At 65.8% G+C, this 16,315-nt stretch carries 14 protein-coding genes; 9 read left to right on the top strand and 5 right to left on the bottom strand.

Features of this window, described 5'->3' with window-relative positions; all coding sequences use genetic code 11:
* The first annotated feature begins 215 nt into the window (after positions 1-215).
* From ACQR0U_RS26535 to ACQR0U_RS26525, 3 genes are read left to right on the top strand one after another with little or no spacing between them, the layout of a single operon-like run.
* Entirely contained in the window at positions 216-1,553 is a 1,338-nt protein-coding gene (locus tag ACQR0U_RS26535) for a hypothetical protein (RefSeq protein WP_434842770.1), read from the top strand.
* 10 nt (positions 1,554-1,563) lie between these two features.
* Positions 1,564-2,073 carry a DUF2249 domain-containing protein gene (locus ACQR0U_RS26530; RefSeq protein ID WP_315827704.1) on the top strand — a complete coding sequence of 170 codons (510 nt, stop codon included), beginning with the start codon at positions 1,564-1,566 and terminating at the stop codon, positions 2,071-2,073.
* A complete protein-coding gene (locus ACQR0U_RS26525) occupies positions 2,070-2,384 on the top strand; it encodes a metal-sulfur cluster assembly factor (RefSeq protein ID WP_315714244.1) in 315 nt (104 codons plus the stop codon). Before ACQR0U_RS26530 ends, ACQR0U_RS26525 begins: the two co-directional genes overlap by 4 nt.
* A gap of 139 nt (positions 2,385-2,523) precedes the next feature.
* Here the strand turns inward: ACQR0U_RS26525 and ACQR0U_RS26520 are convergent, their stop codons facing one another.
* Both ACQR0U_RS26520 and ACQR0U_RS26515 read right to left on the bottom strand, forming a co-directional pair.
* Complete coding sequence (locus ACQR0U_RS26520) at positions 2,524-3,156, bottom strand: UbiX family flavin prenyltransferase (protein WP_315714245.1); 633 nt, start codon at positions 3,154-3,156, stop codon at positions 2,524-2,526.
* Entirely contained in the window at positions 3,153-4,679 is a 1,527-nt protein-coding gene (locus ACQR0U_RS26515) for a UbiD family decarboxylase (protein ID WP_434842771.1), read from the bottom strand. Before ACQR0U_RS26515 ends, ACQR0U_RS26520 begins: the two co-directional genes overlap by 4 nt.
* Before the next feature lie 101 nt (positions 4,680-4,780).
* On the opposite strand from ACQR0U_RS26515, the gene ubiT reads away from it, so the two are divergent.
* Genes ubiT through ubiV form a run of 3 tightly spaced genes read left to right on the top strand, consistent with a single transcriptional unit; the run spans position 4,781 to position 7,236 of the window.
* On the top strand, positions 4,781-5,341 hold the full coding sequence (gene ubiT / locus ACQR0U_RS26510) for a ubiquinone anaerobic biosynthesis accessory factor UbiT (protein ID WP_315750150.1): 561 nt from the start codon (positions 4,781-4,783) through the stop codon (positions 5,339-5,341).
* Positions 5,332-6,309, top strand: coding sequence for a ubiquinone anaerobic biosynthesis protein UbiU (gene ubiU, locus ACQR0U_RS26505; protein ID WP_315750151.1), 978 nt, complete (start codon positions 5,332-5,334; stop codon positions 6,307-6,309). Before ubiT ends, ubiU begins: the two co-directional genes overlap by 10 nt.
* A 36-nt stretch (positions 6,310-6,345) precedes the next feature.
* Complete coding sequence (ubiV, locus tag ACQR0U_RS26500; RefSeq protein WP_434842772.1) at positions 6,346-7,236, top strand: ubiquinone anaerobic biosynthesis protein UbiV; 891 nt, start codon at positions 6,346-6,348, stop codon at positions 7,234-7,236.
* A 258-nt stretch (positions 7,237-7,494) separates the two neighbouring features.
* Here ubiV and ACQR0U_RS26495 read toward each other — a convergent pair whose 3' ends face one another.
* Entirely contained in the window at positions 7,495-8,430 is a 936-nt protein-coding gene (locus ACQR0U_RS26495; RefSeq protein WP_315714252.1) for a LysR family transcriptional regulator, read from the bottom strand.
* A gap of 108 nt (positions 8,431-8,538) precedes the next feature.
* On the opposite strand from ACQR0U_RS26495, the gene ACQR0U_RS26490 reads away from it, so the two are divergent.
* Entirely contained in the window at positions 8,539-8,952 is a 414-nt protein-coding gene (locus ACQR0U_RS26490) for a hypothetical protein (protein WP_434842773.1), read from the top strand.
* A 414-nt stretch (positions 8,953-9,366) separates the two neighbouring features.
* On the opposite strand, the gene ACQR0U_RS26485 is transcribed toward ACQR0U_RS26490, so the two are convergent.
* A complete protein-coding gene (locus tag ACQR0U_RS26485) occupies positions 9,367-10,704 on the bottom strand; it encodes an MFS transporter (protein ID WP_434842774.1) in 1,338 nt (445 codons plus the stop codon).
* Between the two features lie 450 nt (positions 10,705-11,154).
* On the opposite strand from ACQR0U_RS26485, the gene ACQR0U_RS26480 reads away from it, so the two are divergent.
* Positions 11,155-12,180: a histone deacetylase family protein gene (locus tag ACQR0U_RS26480; RefSeq protein WP_315714255.1), complete on the top strand. Its 1,026-nt coding sequence runs from the start codon at positions 11,155-11,157 to the stop codon at positions 12,178-12,180.
* A gap of 224 nt (positions 12,181-12,404) precedes the next feature.
* On the top strand, positions 12,405-13,838 hold the full coding sequence (locus ACQR0U_RS26475) for a lysophospholipase (protein ID WP_316201234.1): 1,434 nt from the start codon (positions 12,405-12,407) through the stop codon (positions 13,836-13,838).
* A gap of 13 nt (positions 13,839-13,851) precedes the next feature.
* Here ACQR0U_RS26475 and ppsA read toward each other — a convergent pair whose 3' ends face one another.
* The gene (ppsA, locus tag ACQR0U_RS26470; RefSeq protein ID WP_434842775.1) at positions 13,852-16,305 is read right to left on the bottom strand and encodes a phosphoenolpyruvate synthase; all 2,454 of its coding nucleotides are present in this window, start codon (positions 16,303-16,305) and stop codon (positions 13,852-13,854) included.
* Positions 16,306-16,315: the final 10 nt, after the last annotated feature.

Below are 16,315 nucleotides of genomic sequence, written 5' to 3'. Positions count from 1 at the left end.
AGTGGTCATCACGACGCTGATGACACGGAATGTTGCGCTCCGACAAAGAATGGCCGGTCGCGCCAGTTTAGCATCTTTCCGATCGCCGGGGATTGTATGGCGCAAGCTCATTGTTCGCGCCCCCTTGGCTGCGTTCCTCCGGGCGCCACGGCAACTGCCGAATGGCGCATCGTCGTGGCGAGTGCTGCGTCCGCGATCAACAACTGGAGCCGCTCATGATTGGGGCGAAGATCTCGCGCTGGACGATGAGCTATTTCGCGGCAGCGCTGGGGTGGCTGCTCGTTGCCTTGGCAATGCTGGTCGGCGGACTCGGTTACCCCGCCGCAGAGCTCGGCGCTCCCGATACGCTTGTCGTTGTGCATGCGGTCTGTATCGGTTGGCTCAGTCTCTCGGTATGCGGCGCCTTGTTCCAGTTCGTTCCCGTTCTCGTCGCAAGGCCGCTCCCCTTCGACAAATGGGCCTTGCCGGCCTTGTTCCTCATCAACGTCGGTCTGGTCTGCTTGATATTGGGCTTCCTCTCACTGGCCGGACGAATTGCTCCAGCCGTTTGGCTTCTGCCGGCCGGCAGCGTGGTGCTCGGCGCGGGTCTGGCGATGGTCGCGCTCGATCTGGGCCTGACTCTCTTCAGCCAGCCGAAGGGATCTGCTCTCTTTGTCATCGCCGGACTTGGCGCGTTATGCGCAACTGTCGCGCTCGGCGTCGCGTTCGCGTTTGCTCTCGCCGGATCGGCGGGCGCCTTCGGCGACGCGCTCCTGGCCGCGGCGATTCCGATCCATGCGATTGCCGGGCTGGGAGGCTGGCTGACCCTGACCGCCATGGGGGTGAGCTATCGCCTGCTGGCCATGTTCATGCTCTCGGCGGACCTCGGCGAGCGACAGAGCACATCCGCGCTGAAATTTGGTGCGCTCGCGCTATCGGTCGCAGTCGTGGGCGGATTGTTCGCGATCGGCCTCGAGGCCGGGCTCGGAGCCGTGCTCATCCTCGCCGCCGTTCTTGGGGTGATCTCGCTTGCGCTCTATGGACGGGACATCGCGACGATCTATCGCTCCCGCAAACGGCGCCAGCTCGAGTTGAACATGCGGATGGCAACCGTGTCTTTCGCCAACCTGGCGGCGACGGTGACGCTCGGCGCCGTCATCATCGTCAGCGGAAAGGTCGGCGTTCATGTCGGCGCGTTCGCGTTCTTGGCCGTGTTCGGCTGGCTGTCTGGTCTCATATTCGCGAAGCTCTACAAGATTGTCGCCTTTCTGACCTGGCTCGAAACCTACGGTCCCGTGATGGGGCGCGCCCAGACGCCACGGGTTCAGGACCTGGCGGTGGAACGTCGGTCCGAGAAGTGGTTCATCATCTATTTTCTAGGCGTCTGGGCGGCGACCATCATGTTGATGATGGGCGAGGGCCAGGCGTTTCGCGGCGCCGCGGCGGTCATGGCCGTGGGCAGTATTGGAATCATACACGAGCTTGTGCGAGTCCGACGTCTTTCCGACGTTGCGGGCTCCCGTAGGCTTCCGGCCGGAGCCATCGCGCCAAGCCTGTTGTTCGCCAGAAACTAGGAGGAGAGCCATGACCGCGTACATTGACGTCGACGTCCGACCGATTCTCAGGGCCGGAGGCGAACCGTTCTCCATCATCATGGACGCGGTCGACCGGCTGGCGCCAGGCCAGGGTGTGCGGCTGATCGCGAGCTTCAGGCCGGTTCCGCTGCTCTCCGTCATGGCAAGAAAGGGCTTCGCCCACACCGATCGACCGCTCGACGATGGCGATTGGGAAGTGCTGTTTTCGCCGCTGGCTGCCGAGGACGCCGGTCAGGAAGACGCTGGTGCCGGCCTCGCCTTCGAGCAATGGCCAGATCCCGTAGTCACGCTCGACAACCGAGAGCTCGACCCACCCGAGCCGATGGTGCGCATCCTCGCGGCTGCGGAGGAGCTGGGCCCTGGAGAGACCTTGTCGGCACTTCTGGGCCGCGAGCCGGTCTTCCTGTTCCCTGAACTTGAGAAGCGCGGCTTTCGCTGGCTCGGCGGGTTTACGGCGGATGGATCGACCTACGAACTGTCGGTGAGGGCTCCGCTATGAGCCGCGATGTCATCGACCGCATCCGCGACGCAATGCGCGTGGTCATCGATCCGGAACTGGGGGAAAACGTGGTCGATCTCGGCTTCATCTATGAGATCACGGCGACGGATGGCGTCGTGCATGTCACGATGACGGCCACAACGCCCGGGTGCCCCGCAACAGTTTTTCTCAAGGAAGGGGTCGCAAGCAGCATCGCGGAGATTGCGGGCGTCGAAGCCGTGGACGTGACGATGACATTCGATCCGCCGTGGACCCCATCCAGAATTGATCCGGCCGTTCGTGCTGCGCTGGGTTTCGACAACGTCAATTGACTGAACGAAAGCGAAAAGCTGGCAGCGGCTCGGCCGGAGAGGCGGCGTCGTTACGCCCGCTCGTCGAAGAACACGTCAACCGTCGTGGACGCCTTCGGCCCATCGCCCGAGTGCATCTGTCGTGTTCTGTCTTCAAATCCTATCGCCTGTCTTGCTTCCCTATCTCAACAAGGTTGCCTGCTTCGGTCGTCCGGTCCGGAAGCCACTCACGCGCGTTGGCGTGGAGCCCGGGGACGCCGAGCAGGTTGATCGCGCGACAGGCGATCTGCTCGATGACGTCATCGAGCGACTGGGGCTTCAGGTAGAACGCCGGCATTGGCGGCGCGATGATCGCGCCGATCTCGGTGGCCTGCGTCATCGCTCGGAGATGACCGAGATGCAGCGGGCTCTCCCGCACCAACAATATCAGCCGGCGGCGCTCCTTGAGTTGAACGTCGGCGGCGCGGACCAGCAGGTTGTCGAGTTGGCCCCAGGCGATCGCCGAGAGGGTGCGGATCGAGCAGGGCGCCACGATCATGCCGGCTGCAGAAAACGAGCCGCTGGCGATGCTCGCACCGATGTCGGCGACATCATGAGCATGCGCCGCCAGATCGCGCAGCCGCGCGAGGCCGCCCTGGCCGACCTCCTCGTGCAAGGTGCGCACGGCAGCGTCGGACACCACGAGATGGACCGCGCATTGCGGCTGCTCCGCGAGCCGTTCGACGATGCGCGCACCGATCGCGGCGCCCGAGGCGCCGCTGATGCCGACGATGACGTGATGCCGCCCATTCATGTCGAGGCCGTTCGGTCGGCCATGGCGTCGCCGAGGCCGAGGCTCGGCCACATCGCGTCGATGCGCGCGGCTACAGCAGGGTCCATCGCCAGCACCTCGCCCCAGGCGCGTTCGGTCTCGACCCCGAGCTTGGTTGTGGCGTCGATGCCGAGCTTCCCGCCGAGGCCGGATTTTGGCGAGGCGAAGTCGAGATAGTCGATCGGCGTGTCGGCAAGCGGGACGAGGTCGCGCGAGGAGTCGCTGCGCGTCGCGACGGCCCACATCACCGCGCGCCAGTCGCGGACGTCGATGTCTTGGTCGACCACGATGAGGAGCTTGGTGTAGCTGAACTGCGGCAGCATCGACCAAAGGCCGAGCATGATGCGGCGGGCCTGGCCCGGATAGCGCTTCTTGATCGCCACCACGGCGATCCTGTAGGAGCAGGCCTCCGGCGGCAGATAGCAGTCGACGACCTCCGGGAATTGTCGTCGGATCAAGGGGACGAACAGCGTGTTCAGCGCCTCGCCAATTCGAGACGGCTCGTCCGGCGCGCGTCCCGTGAACGTCGACAGATAGAGCGGACTTCGACGCGTGGCGATCGCGGTGACCTGAAGCACCGGAAAGCTCTCGACGGCGTTGTAGTAGCCGGTGTGATCGCCGTAGGGCCCCTCCGGCGCGGTCTCCGTGGCCGACACGATGCCCTCGATCACGATCTCGGCGGCCGCCGGCACCGTCAGGGGCACGGTCAGGCATTCGACCAGCTCGGGACGGTCGCCGCGCAGGATGCCAGCGAAGCGCAGCTCGGAGATAGTTTCGGGCAATGGCAACACGGCGCTGAGGATGGTGGCGGGATCGGCCCCGATCACGATCGCAATCGGCATGTCGCGCCCCTGCGCCTGCCACTGCTGGTGGTGGCGGGCGCCGCCGCGATGGGCGAGCCAGCGCATGATGGCGCGATCGCGGCCGAGCACCTGCATGCGGTAGACGCCGACATTTTCCTGCTCGCCGGCGGACGCGTCCGGCGGCACGGTGATGACGAGCGGCCACGTCAACAGCGGCGCCGGCTCGCCCGGCCAGCAGATCTGGGCCGGCAAGGTGGTCAGGTCGATGTCATCGCCCATCGTGACACGTTCATGCACCGGCGCGGCTGATCGCAGCCTCGGCCGGGTCGACAGTGCTGCGCGTGCCAGCGGCAGCTTCTGCAGCGCTTCCCTGATGTCGCGCGGCGGCTGCGGGGTGCGCAACTCCGCCATCATCTCGCCGAGCTCCGCCAATCGTTCCGGCTGCACGCCCATGCCCCAGGCCACCCGCTCCACGGTGCCGAAAAGATTGGTGACGAGCGGCATTGCCGAGAGCGATCCGCATGCCTTGATCGGCCGTTCGAACAGCAGCACGGGCCCTTCGGCGGAGATGACGCGGCGATGGATCTCGGTGATCTCGTGGACGACCGAGACGTTGTCGCGAATGCGTCGCAGCTGTCCCCGCTCGTCGAGAAAGCGCAGGAAATCCGACAGCTCGCGGAAGCGAGGGACATCACGTCGCAACGATAGGCTCCGTTCAAAAAACGCCTCGTAGCTGGAACAATCAGTGTGATCTTTGTTCCGGGTCAAATACTTCCGCCGCCGATCCGGCCAGAGCTTGTGCCATGAGCTCTCTTCAGGACGCGTCTTCGACCTCACTGCCCCTGTTGCCGCCACTGCTCAGGCAGGTGCTGCGTCCGTTGCCGTTGCTGCCCCTGCAGATCGCGCTCGGCGCTTTCCTGCGTGGGCTCTTGCGCCGGCATCCGCATCTGCTCGACCGGCTCGGGTCGCATCGCGGAAAGCGCTTTGGCATCAAGCCGACCGATCTGCCGTTCGCATTCGTGATTCAGGCGGGTCCACAGCAGCCGCAACTCGCGGCGGTGCGCGAGCTGCCCACCGGCCTCGATGCCTCCATCTCTGCGTCGATCGTGAGCCTGCTGGCGCTGGTCGAGGGCCGGCTCGATGGCGATGCGCTGATGTTTTCGCGTCAGCTCGTGATCGAAGGCGATATCGAGGCGGTGCTGGCGCTGCGCAACGCGATCGATGATGCCGGTCTGGATCTGGTCGGCGAGATCGCGGCGCTTTCGGGGCCGTTCGGCGTGCCCGCGCAACGCCTGCTGGCGGCCGCGCGTGACTCGCTGCTGAGATCAACGACGAACGAAAGCGGGATGCGACGATGGAGCTGATCTGTCCGGCAGGGACGCCGGCGGCGCTGAAGAGCGCGGTCGAAGCCGGTGCCGATGCCGTCTATTGCGGCTTCGCCGACGAGACCAATGCCCGCAACTTTCCCGGGCTGAATTTCAGCCGCGAGCAGATGCGCGAAGGAGTAACGTTCGCGCATCGGCGCGGCGCCAAGGTGCTGGTTGCGATCAACACCTTCCCGCGCGCCGGCGCCGTCGAGCTGTGGCGTCGCGCGGTCGACGATGCCGTCGAGGCCGGGGCCGACGCGCTGATCCTTGCCGATGTCGGGCTGATGCACTATGCCGCGCGGCGCCATCCCGAACAGCGACTGCATGTCTCGGTGCAGGCGGCGGCGGCGAATGTCGACGCGATCGCGTTCTATGTCGAGAATTTCGGCGCCCGCCGCGTGGTGCTGCCGCGCGTGCTGAGCGTACCCGAGATCGCCGAGATCACCCGTGAGACGGCATGCGAGACCGAAGTGTTCGTGTTTGGCGGACTATGCGTTATGGCCGAGGGGCGCTGCTCGCTGTCCTCCTACGCCACCGGCAAGTCGCCGAACATGCAGGGGGTATGCTCGCCGGCCAGTCATGTCGTCTATCAGGAGACGATACTGGGCACGACCTCGCGGCTTGGTGCTTTCACAATCAACCGATTCGGACGCAACGAACCTGCCGGCTATCCAACGCTGTGCAAGGGGCGTTTCTCGACCGCACAGGGCTCTGGCTACATCTTTGAGGATCCGGTCAGCCTCGATGCCACGACCCTGCTCGCAGGCTTGCGCGAAGCCGGCGTCACCGCGCTCAAGATCGAGGGCCGCCAGCGCGGCCGCGCCTATGTCGACGGGGTCGTGCGGCATTTCCGCAGCGTGCTGGCAGCGCTCGATGCCGGCCGGTCCGCCGACGCGTCCGACCTCACGGCGTTCACTGAAGGGCAGGCCACCACGCAGGGCGCCTACCGCAAGACCTGGCGCTAGGACCACATGACAATGGCGGAACAAGGCGCAGGCCGAATGCAGCTCACTCTGGGGCCCGTGCTCTACAATTGGCAGCCCGAGCGCTGGCGTGATTTTTACTTTCGCATGGCCGACGAGGCCCCGCTCGACCGCGTCGTGGTCGGCGAGGTCGTCTGCTCGAAGCGCGCGCCGTTCTTCGAACCCCATTTGCCTGAAGTCATCGAGCGGCTTATGGCTGCCGGCAAGCAGGTGCTGCTGGGTTCGCTGGTCCTGGTGTCGTTGCGACGCGAGCGCCGGCAGACGGCAAGCCTCGCCGAGTATGGCCACGGTCTGGTGGAGGTCAACGACCTCACCTGCCTCAAATCGATCGCCGGTCGGCCGCATGCCATCGGGCCATTCGTCAACATCTACAACGAGGCCAGCGCCGCGTTTCATGCCGCCCAGGGCGCTTCCCGGATCTGCCTCCCGCCGGAGCTGCCGCTGTCCTCGGTTGCCGCGATCGCCGGCGCCGTGCCGCAGGTGGCGATCGAAGTGTTCGCCTTCGGCCGTGTGCCGCTCGCGATCTCCGCGCGCTGCTATCACGCCCGCCTGCACAAGCTCGCCAAGGACAATTGCCGCTTCGTGTGCGAGCAGGATCCGGACGGCCTCGTCGTGACGACGCTGGACAATGAAGCGTTCCTCACCATGAATGGCGTGCAGACGTTGTCGCATGGTTGCTGCAATCTGCTCGGCGATCTCGATCGTCTGACGCAGAGCGGCGTGAGATCGCTGCGGCTGTCACCTCAGGCCTGCGACATGGTCGCGGTGTCCGAGCAATTCCGGGCGGTCCTGGCGGGCCGCATGGAGGCTGAGGCCGCCAGGGACCGCTTGCGCGAGATCTATCCGGACGTGCCATTCGCCAACGGCTTCTTGCACGGCGCCCCCGGTGCCTCCTACGTCTCGGGGTAGGTACTGCCGTGTCCTTCTGTCGAGGTGAACTCGGATGTGCTCAGTGTGCATGTCGACCCATCTCAAATTGACTGACCACGGATGGACGACGTTGAGAGACGGCGCGCAGCCCGTTCTTGCTGGCGTGCTGCAGATCGCTGACCGCGTCCAGGCGGAAGCCCAGGAAGCCGGGGAAATCGTGGTCTGTCCCCGATTTCCCCTCCCAAGCCGGCTGGTGTCCGACGCGCCGACCGCAGAGCCCAGCTGACGGCCGACGCCTCATCCCGATTTGTCGCTGAACGCGGCGGGAAGCGTAGCGAGGAACGCCATGACGCGCTGCGTGCGCAGCGGTGGCCGGCGGTTCGAGGTGCGCAGCATCCATAGGGGCTCCGCCGGCGCGCGCCACGGCTCAAGCACTTCGACGAGCCGACCTGTGCGCAAGTCGTCGTGGACGAGCCATGCCGGGCCCCAGCCAATGCCGAACCCATTCGCGATCAAAGCGACCGAAGCGTGCGCGTCGTCGCAAATGTGCTTGGGCTTGGGCGCGACGCGAACGAGTTTTTTGCCGCGTGGGTCGGTGAAGCGCCAGGTCAGGATCTGCCCGCTCGCGGGATTGCGGAAGCCGACGTGGCCATGTTCGGAAAGCTCGTATGGAGTCGCCGGCGCACCGCGCGCGTTCAGATAGGCGGGCGAGGCGCAAGCGATCCAGGAGAACGTGCAAAGCCGCCGCGCCAGATGACCGGGCGCGCGATCGAGGGGTCCTGAGCGGATGGCGATGTCGACGCCTTCCGCCGCGAGATCAAGAATCTCGTTGCGGAATTTGATCTCGATCTCGATTTCGGGCCGCTCCCGCAGGAACGCAGGCAGTCGCGGCAGGATGCAGGCACGCGCGAACGAGGCGGGGGCGGTCACTCGCACCCGTCCGCCATCGTTACGCGCGGCTTCGCTGAGCGCGGATTGGACGCGATCGAGACTTTCGGCCAGCGCGCGTCCCGCTGCCATCAGCCGCTCGCCCTCTTCGGTCAGCGCCAGCGAGTGGGTCGTGCGATGCAAAAGCCGTATTCCGCGAGCCTGTTCGAGGCGGGCGACCGCCTTGGACATCGCCGAGGTGGTCGTCCCCGCCCGCCGCGCGGCTTCGGCGAAGGAGCCCGCCTCGACGACGCGGACGAAGGCGAGGAGGCGCGAGAGGTCGGGAGGCAAGGCCGTTGTGGACATCCAGTCCACATAGTCATGGCGACGGGGTCGCTACAAGAGGCCGTTCCGATGGACCAAATGGGGAGCGTCAGCGCGCATGCTGCGCCGCTAGAAACCGCGAGAAGTCCCATGAACCCCATCGAAATCACGCTGCAAGCCCTCGACGTCGCCGAGCGCGCGATTCCCCCCGGCCAGCCGGTCTACATGCTCAATCTGTTGCGCTACCGCGCTTATGCGCGTTATGAGGACGGCTTCGACGCCGCGCCCTGTTCGGGCCGCGAAGCCTTTAACGAACGCTATAGACCGGCCTTCCGGCGTCTCGCAGCCGGTAAGCCGCTGGTGCGGATGTTTTCCGGGCCGGTCCTGGCGAGCCTGGTCGACCCGCAAGGCGAACGCTGGGACGAAGCGGCGATCAATGAATACGGTGATTTCGCCGCCTTCCGCTCGATCGTCGACACCGAGACCTACCAGCGCGAAGTCGCTCCGCATCGGCACGCGGCGCTCGAGGATTTCCGGTTGTTCGCGCTCGCCAAGGCGATGTGAACGCATTGAGGCGGCGGCCTCATGCATTCGCCTTAACCAAGCGTGACGCTCCGACGAGCCCGGGAATCCGTTCCACCGATCGCAAGAATTGGTGTCGCGGGCCCCGGGATTTGGACTTGTTCATTGGCATTTGGGCTGCCCGCCGATAAGAAACAGGGCTTCCGAAATAGTGGGTCTAGCGATGTAGCGGACCCCTGCTACCAATGTTCCCCGCGTTCCCTTTTTGCTGGGCTCGACATGTCTGTCCGCTGATCGGCGGATTGAGATAATGAGACCGGGTCCGTTTCCACGGGTCCGGGTTGCTTCTGACGGCTGCCGCGCGTCGCCCCGGAAGGACGGCGAGGCACCGACAAAAAAAACGGCGGCCGGGGGGCCGCCGTTGGAGTCGAGACCACGCGAAGCGCGGCGTGGTGCTCAGGAGGTTCGGAGCTGGACGCGCTGGATCTTGCCGACGATCAGCAAGTAGGCACACGCCGCGACCAGGGCGTTGAGGCCGACGAACACCAGCGCGCCGTTGAAGGAGCCGGTGGCCGACAGGATGTAGCCGATCACGATCGGCGTCGTGATGCTGGAGAGGTTGCCGAAGGTGTTGAACAGGCCGCCGGAGACGCCGCCGGCTTCCTTCGGCGAGGTGTCGGAGACGACCGCCCAGCCGAGCGCGCCGATGCCCTTGCCGAAGAACGCCAGCGCCATCAGGCCGACCACCAGCGCCTGGCCGTCGACATAGTTGCAGCCGATGATCGCCATCGACAGCAGCATGCCGCCCACAATCGGGATCTTGCGGGCGAGCGTCAGCGATCCCGTCTTGCGCAGGATGGCGTCGGAGATGAAACCGCCGAGCACGCCGCCGATGAAGCCGCACAGCGCCGGCAGGGTGGCGACGAAGCCGGCCTGCAGGATCGAGAGGCCGCGCTCCTTGACGAGATAGACCGGGAACCAGGTCAGGAAGAAATAGGTCAGCGTGTTGATGCAGTACTGGCCGATATAGACGCCGAGCATCATGCGGTTCGACAGCAACTGCCCGATATGCGACCAGGTCGGACCACCGGACGCGGCCTTGCCGTCGCGCGCGCCCTCCATGTCGATCAGCGCGCCGCCGTCCTTGATGTAGTCGAGCTCGGCCTGGTTGACGCTCGCGTGCTCCTTCGGGCCGTACATGGTCCTGATCCACATCAGGCCCATGAGAATGCCGAGCGCGCCCATCACGGTGAAGACGTGGCGCCAGCCGAATTCATGCGCGATCCAGCCCATCAGCGGCGCGAAGATCACGGTCGCGAAATACTGGCCCGAGTTGAAGAACGCCGACGCCGTGCCGCGCTCGTTGCTCGGAAACCAGGCGGCGACGATGCGGGCATTGGCCGGGAAGCTCGGCGCTTCGGCGAGACCGACCAGGAAGCGCAGCGCGAACAGCGCGGTGACCGCGGCGGCGCCGGAGAAGAAGCCGATCCAGCCCTGCATCATGGTGAAGATCGACCAGATCACGATGCTGCAGGCATAGACCCAGCGCGAACCGAAGCGGTCGAGCAGCCAGCCGCCCGGCACCTGCGCGAGCACATAGGACCAGCCGAAGGCGGAGAACACATAGCCCATCGCGACGGGATCGAGATGCAGCTCCTTGGACAGCGAAGGTCCTGCGATCGACAAGGTCGCCCGGTCGGCGTAGTTCACGGTCGTGACCAGGAACAGCATGGTCACGATGAATAGCCGCACGCGCGATCGGCGCAATTCGGCCGTGGTTACGATTGCGCTCATGCGCTCCACCTCTCTTGTCACGTTCCTCGATGACTGTCCTAGAGGAGAGGGAGGGCCGGGGTCCAAACCGAAGCCTGTATCGATCGATCCAAATTTTGGATCAATCCCGGGGTCTCCATGCCGGACAAAGGCGCTCTTTCCTGAGCAGCCGCGGCGTGCGACGCATGAGCCGATCAGGCTTGCACGTCGAGGTTTTGCAGATTTCGTCGCGCATTCCGACGGCCGTCGCGGCAATCGCCAGCATGCGGATCTCTCCTCACATCCACCGCGCCTCGCGCCGGATCGCCTGGATCCCGGCGAACCCGCTGCCGACAAGATGCGAGGCGCAGCGTTCCGTTCCGCCGGTTGGAAGCTGCGGGCACGGACCAACGGACGTGCGAACCATCTGTGCTTGTATCGGCTGCGACTGCGTGCACAATCGTCGGCACAAGCGAACAGGAGCCACTGCGCGTGAAGGCCGTCTACACCGAGCTGCATCGCAGCCATGATCCGCAATTCTATCTGGTGCGCGGCGTCGTCAAGCGCACCACCGAGCAGCCCGAGCGGGCGGATCGTCTGCTTGCGGGATTGAAGGCCGGCCATCACGAGGTGGTCGCGCCGCTTCATTTCGGCCAGGAAGCTCGCGCGCGCGTGCACAGTCCGGAATACCTCAGTTTCCTGGAAGAGGCATGGGACGCTTGGGCCGCGCTCGGCGATGCCGGTGCGGAGATGATCCCGAACATCCATCCCGTTCGCAATGCCGCCACCTATCCGACGCACATCGTCGGGCGGCTGGGCTGGCACACGACCGATACCTCGGCGCCGATCGGGCCGGGGACGTGGGAAGGCGCCTGCGCCGCGACCGACGTGGCTGCGACCGCGGCGCAACTGCTGCTCGATGGCGAGGATGCGGTGTACGCGCTGTGCCGGCCGCCGGGCCACCATGCCTATCGAGACATGGCCTCGGGCTTCTGCTTCTTGAACAACTCCGCCATCGCGGCCGCGCATCTGCGTCAGCGCTACGAGCGCGTCGCCATCCTCGACGTCGACGTCCATCACGGCAACGGCACGCAGGGCATCTTCTACGAGCGGCCCGACGTGCTCACCATCTCGATCCACGCCGACCCCACGCATTACTACCCGTTCGTCTGGGGCTATGCGCATGAGCGCGGCGCAGGCGCGGGGCTTGGCGCCAACCTCAACATTCCGCTGCCGCTGAAGAGCGGCGACGACACCTATCTCAAGGCGTTCGAGACCGCGGCCAAGACGATTCATGCGTTCGCGCCCGGCGCGCTCGTGGTGGCGCTCGGTCTCGATGCCTCCGAGCACGATCCGCTCAAGGGGCTCTCCGTGACGACGCCGGGTTTCCGTCGCATCGGCGGCGCGATCGCGCGGCTCGGCCTTCCCACGGTGTTCGTGCAGGAGGGCGGCTATCTCTCGGACATTCTTGGGCAGAACCTGACCGCAGTGCTCGGAGGTTTCGAGGCCGCGCGGTAGGCCATCATCTCTTCCTCGCGATCTCTTCTTGGTGTGTACCCCAGAACGCCATCGCAAATCATTCGCATGGCGGCATCTGACGTGTGGAGGCGAGCCGCGACGCGACCACTCGAGGCTCGACGGTGCAGGCGACCGTCGAAACATCCGGCTCCAATTGCTGCACCATTTAGCAAGTGCTAGGCTTTGTGAACTACCCTCGGCTGTAGGCGGCTCGGAGGGACGTGATGAAGCGGCGAATGATCGGCCTGGAGACCCTGGTCACGGGATCCGAAGAGGCGTTGGCTCCGCCGAAGTCCAAGCCGACCGGGCCGGAGCTCAGCTCTGCAGCCTCGGCCGGCCGGCCATCCCGCCGAAGGCTGCTGGCCTCAGCCGGCCTTGGCTTCGGCGCTGCGGCATTGTCGTTCTCCGCCGGCCCGGCTGTCGCGCAGCCAGGTGACGGCGCAAGCCTCGGCCAGCCGGTGCGCGTCAGCAAGGATCGGCTCGATGCGCTCGCAGCGAAGCTCCACGCCGTCTTCAATGAGCACAATATCTTGCCGCCATTCTCGGCCGACAAGTACGGGGCGCGGGTCGACGTCGAACTGCGTCGGCTGACGACCTACACGCGCATTCCCGGCACCGGTGAGCGCGTCAAGGTCAGCGGCCTGCTCGCGCTGCCCGCCGATCACAAGGGCGCACTGCCGGTCGTGTCGTGGCAGCACGGCACCATCCTGTCGTTCGACCAGGTCCCGTCCAATCTCGTCAAGCTGGCCGATCCGAACTACGAGCCGCGCGACAATGTCGATTCGATCGAGACGCTGTTCAACGTCCAGCGCCTTGTCGGCAACGGCTTTGCGTTGATCGCGGCCGACTATCTCGGCAAGGGACCGTATCGCCAGGGGCGAGGCGAGGCCTATGCGGTGAAGGACGCGACCGTGCAGTGCTGCCTGGACGTGCTGAGCGCGGGTCTGCTCGCGCTCGATCATCTCCGCCTGCGAAAGTCCGGGCTGTTCCTGAACGGCTGGTCGCAGGGTGCCTTGAACACGCAATGGCTGCGCCAGGAACTGCAGCGGCGGCGCGTCGCGGTGGCGGCGAGCGCCACGCAGAGTCCGTTCAACAATCTTGCGGATTCGATGCGCTATTGGGTGTCGGCCCAACCGGGCAGCGCGTCGACCGACAGCACCTATCCGAAGCAGCCGATCTGGATAACGCCCTGCGTCATCGTCCTCCTGGGCAGCTATCGCCAGTATTACCGGCTCGGCGACCTGTTCAAGACTGCGATCAAGCCGCAGCACCTCGCGCTGGCCGAGAAATACTGGGCCGACTACAGCATGGACGAGGCGTTCAGCAAGTCGGTGCCGCAGCCCTCGGACCTGCTGGTCGACGGCTTCTTCGAGCGCTTCACCCACGAGACCAACAGCCGCTTCCTCCGTCGTCTGGCCGGCAACAGCTCGACCTATTGGGACTATGACGCCCCGATGCGGTTCTATTACGGTCTTCTCGACGAGGCGCTGCCGCCGAGCCTCGTCAAGATGCCGCTGGCGGCCGACGGCCGCTTTGCGCAAGGCATCGCGGTCACCGGCGCCAGCCATCGCGGCACGTTCCTGGCAAGCCTGTATGGCGGCGGCGACGTCACCGGCGGCGCTTCGACCGTGCTGGACTTCTTCAAGGCCAGCTCTTGAGCTTCGGCCATGATCAGCTCGCCAGTGCCTGCGGCGTGCGCGAGGCGAGCTCCCGCTCAGCGGTGCGGACGATCTCCATGGTGCGCACGACGCTCGCCGGATTGACGCTGATCGAATCGATGCCGAGTTCGGCCAGATAGCGCGCCACTTCCGGATAGTTGGCCGGCGCCTCGCCGCAGATGCCGACATGGCGATGGTTGCGGTGCGCGCCCTCCACCGCCATCCGCAGCATCGCCAGCAGGCCGGGATCGCGCTCGTCGAAATCGAACGCGACGATGTCGGAGTCGCGGTCGACGCCGAGCGTGAGCTGGGTGAGATCGTTGGAGCCGATCGAGAAGCCGTCGAAATGTTTGGCGAACTCATCGATCAGGATCACGTTGTTCGGGATCTCGCACATCATGTAGATTTCGAGCCCGTTTTCGCCTCTGACGAGGCCATGCCCGGCCATCGCCGCGATCACCTTGCGTGCCTCCTCGACCCGGCGGCAGAACGGGATCATGATCTTCAGATTGGAGAGCCCCATCGTGTCGCGCACGCGCTTCATCGCCGCGCATTCCAGCGCGAAACCGGCGGCGTAGGCGGGATGCGCATAGCGCGAGGCGCCGCGGAAGCCGAGCATGGGGTTCTCTTCCTTCGGCTCGAAATCGGAGCCGCCGATCAGGCTGGCATATTCGTTGGTCTTGAAGTCCGAGAGGCGCACGATCACCGGCCGCGGGTGGAATGCCGCGGCGATGGTGCCGACGCCTTCCGACAGCCGCTCGACGAAGAAGTCGGCGGGCTTCTTGTAGCGCGCGGTCAGGCGCTTGATCGTCGCGCGGTCCTTTGCCGCGGTCACCTTTGCGGGCGTCGCCAGCGCCATCGGGTGGATGCCGATCGCCTGGTTGATGATGAACTCCATGCGGGCGAGGCCGACGCCATCGTTCGGCAGCAGCGCGGTCTTGAAGGCCAGTTCGGGATTGCCGAGATTGACCATGATCTCGGTGCGCGGCTTCTCCAGGCTGTCGATCGCCAGGCGCTCGACATCGAACGGCAGTGCGCCGTCGTAGACATGGCCGGCGTCGCCCTCCGCGCAGCAGACAGTGACCGTCGTTCCGGTCTTCGCGCGCTTGCTGAAATCCTCCGTGCCGACCACGGCCGGCACGCCGAGCTCGCGAGCGACGATCGCGGCATGGCAGGTGCGGCCGCCATGATCCGTGACGATCGCCGCCGCGGTCTTCATCACCGGCTCCCAGTCCGGACTGGTCGACGCGGCGACCAGCACCTCGCCGGGGCAGAACGCGTTCAGATCCTTGGGATTGCGGATCAAGCGGATCTTGCCGGTGGCGATCTTTTCGCCCACGGCGCGGCCGGTTGCCAGCGTTCTGCCGGTCTTCTTCAGAACGTAGGTCTCGATCGCCTCGGGCCGCCGCTGCGAGGCCACCGTCTCCGGCCGCGCCTGGATGATGTAGAGCGCACCGTCGCGACCGTCCTTGGCCCATTCGATGTCCATCGGCGTCGGCCTGCCGGCCTTCTGCGAGTAGTGCTCCTCGACGACGATGGTGGCCTGCGCGAGCTCCAGCACGTCGGCATCGCTGATGCAGAATTTCGCCCTGTCAGCCGGCGGCGTCGCCTCGGTGCGCGTCGTGGGGCCACGGCTGCGCGCGCCGGCCTTTGCGCTGGCTTTGGCATAGACCATCCGCTTGTCCTTGGCGCCGAGCCGGCGCGACAGCACGCTGCGGAAGCCGGCCGCGAAGGTGGGCTTGTGGACGTAGAACTCGTCCGGATCGACCGTGCCCTGCACGATGGTCTCGCCGAGGCCGTAGACCCCGGTGATGAAGGCGACGTCGCGAAAGCCGCTCTCGGTGTCCAACGAGAACATCACGCCGCTCGCGGCGCGGTCCGAGCGCACCATCTTCATCACGGCCACCGACAGCGCGACCTTGTCGTGGTCGAAGCCGTTGTCGATGCGGTAGGAGATCGCGCGGTCCGTATAGAGCGAGGCGAAGCAGTGGCGGCACGCCTCGAACAGGTCCTTGGCGCCGCGAATGTTGAGAAAGCTCTCGTGCTGGCCTGCGAAGCTCGCATTCGGCAGGTCCTCGGCGGTGGCCGAGCTGCGCACGGCAACCGCGACGCCGCGGCCATACTCCTGCTCCAGCTGCTTGTAAGCCTCTGCGACCTCGTGGCGTAGATCGTCACGGTCGGTCGCCGCGAACACGATCGCGCGCGCCTTCGCCGCGCGTTTGGCGAGATCGGCGATGCGGCGCTTGTCGAGGCCGGCGAGCAGCTTGCGCAGCGCGTCGTCGGCGCCGGTCGCGCGCAAGGCGTCGCGATAGGCGGCGGCCGTCAGTGCGAAGCCGTTGGGTACGCGCACGCCTTGCGACGCCAGCGCCGAATACAGCTCTCCGAGCGAGGCCGTCTTGCCGCCGACGCCGGGCACGTCCTCGATACGAAGGTCCTTGAACCAGCGGATGTAGCCGGGTGCCGTCATCGGTGATCTC

The organism is Bradyrhizobium sp. HKCCYLRH3097 (genome assembly GCF_051167875.1).
Taxonomy (GTDB): Bacteria; Pseudomonadota; Alphaproteobacteria; order Rhizobiales; family Xanthobacteraceae; genus Bradyrhizobium.
The sequence above is the reverse complement of the archived record's forward strand: the minus strand, read 5'-3'. Positions and strand labels throughout refer to the sequence as shown.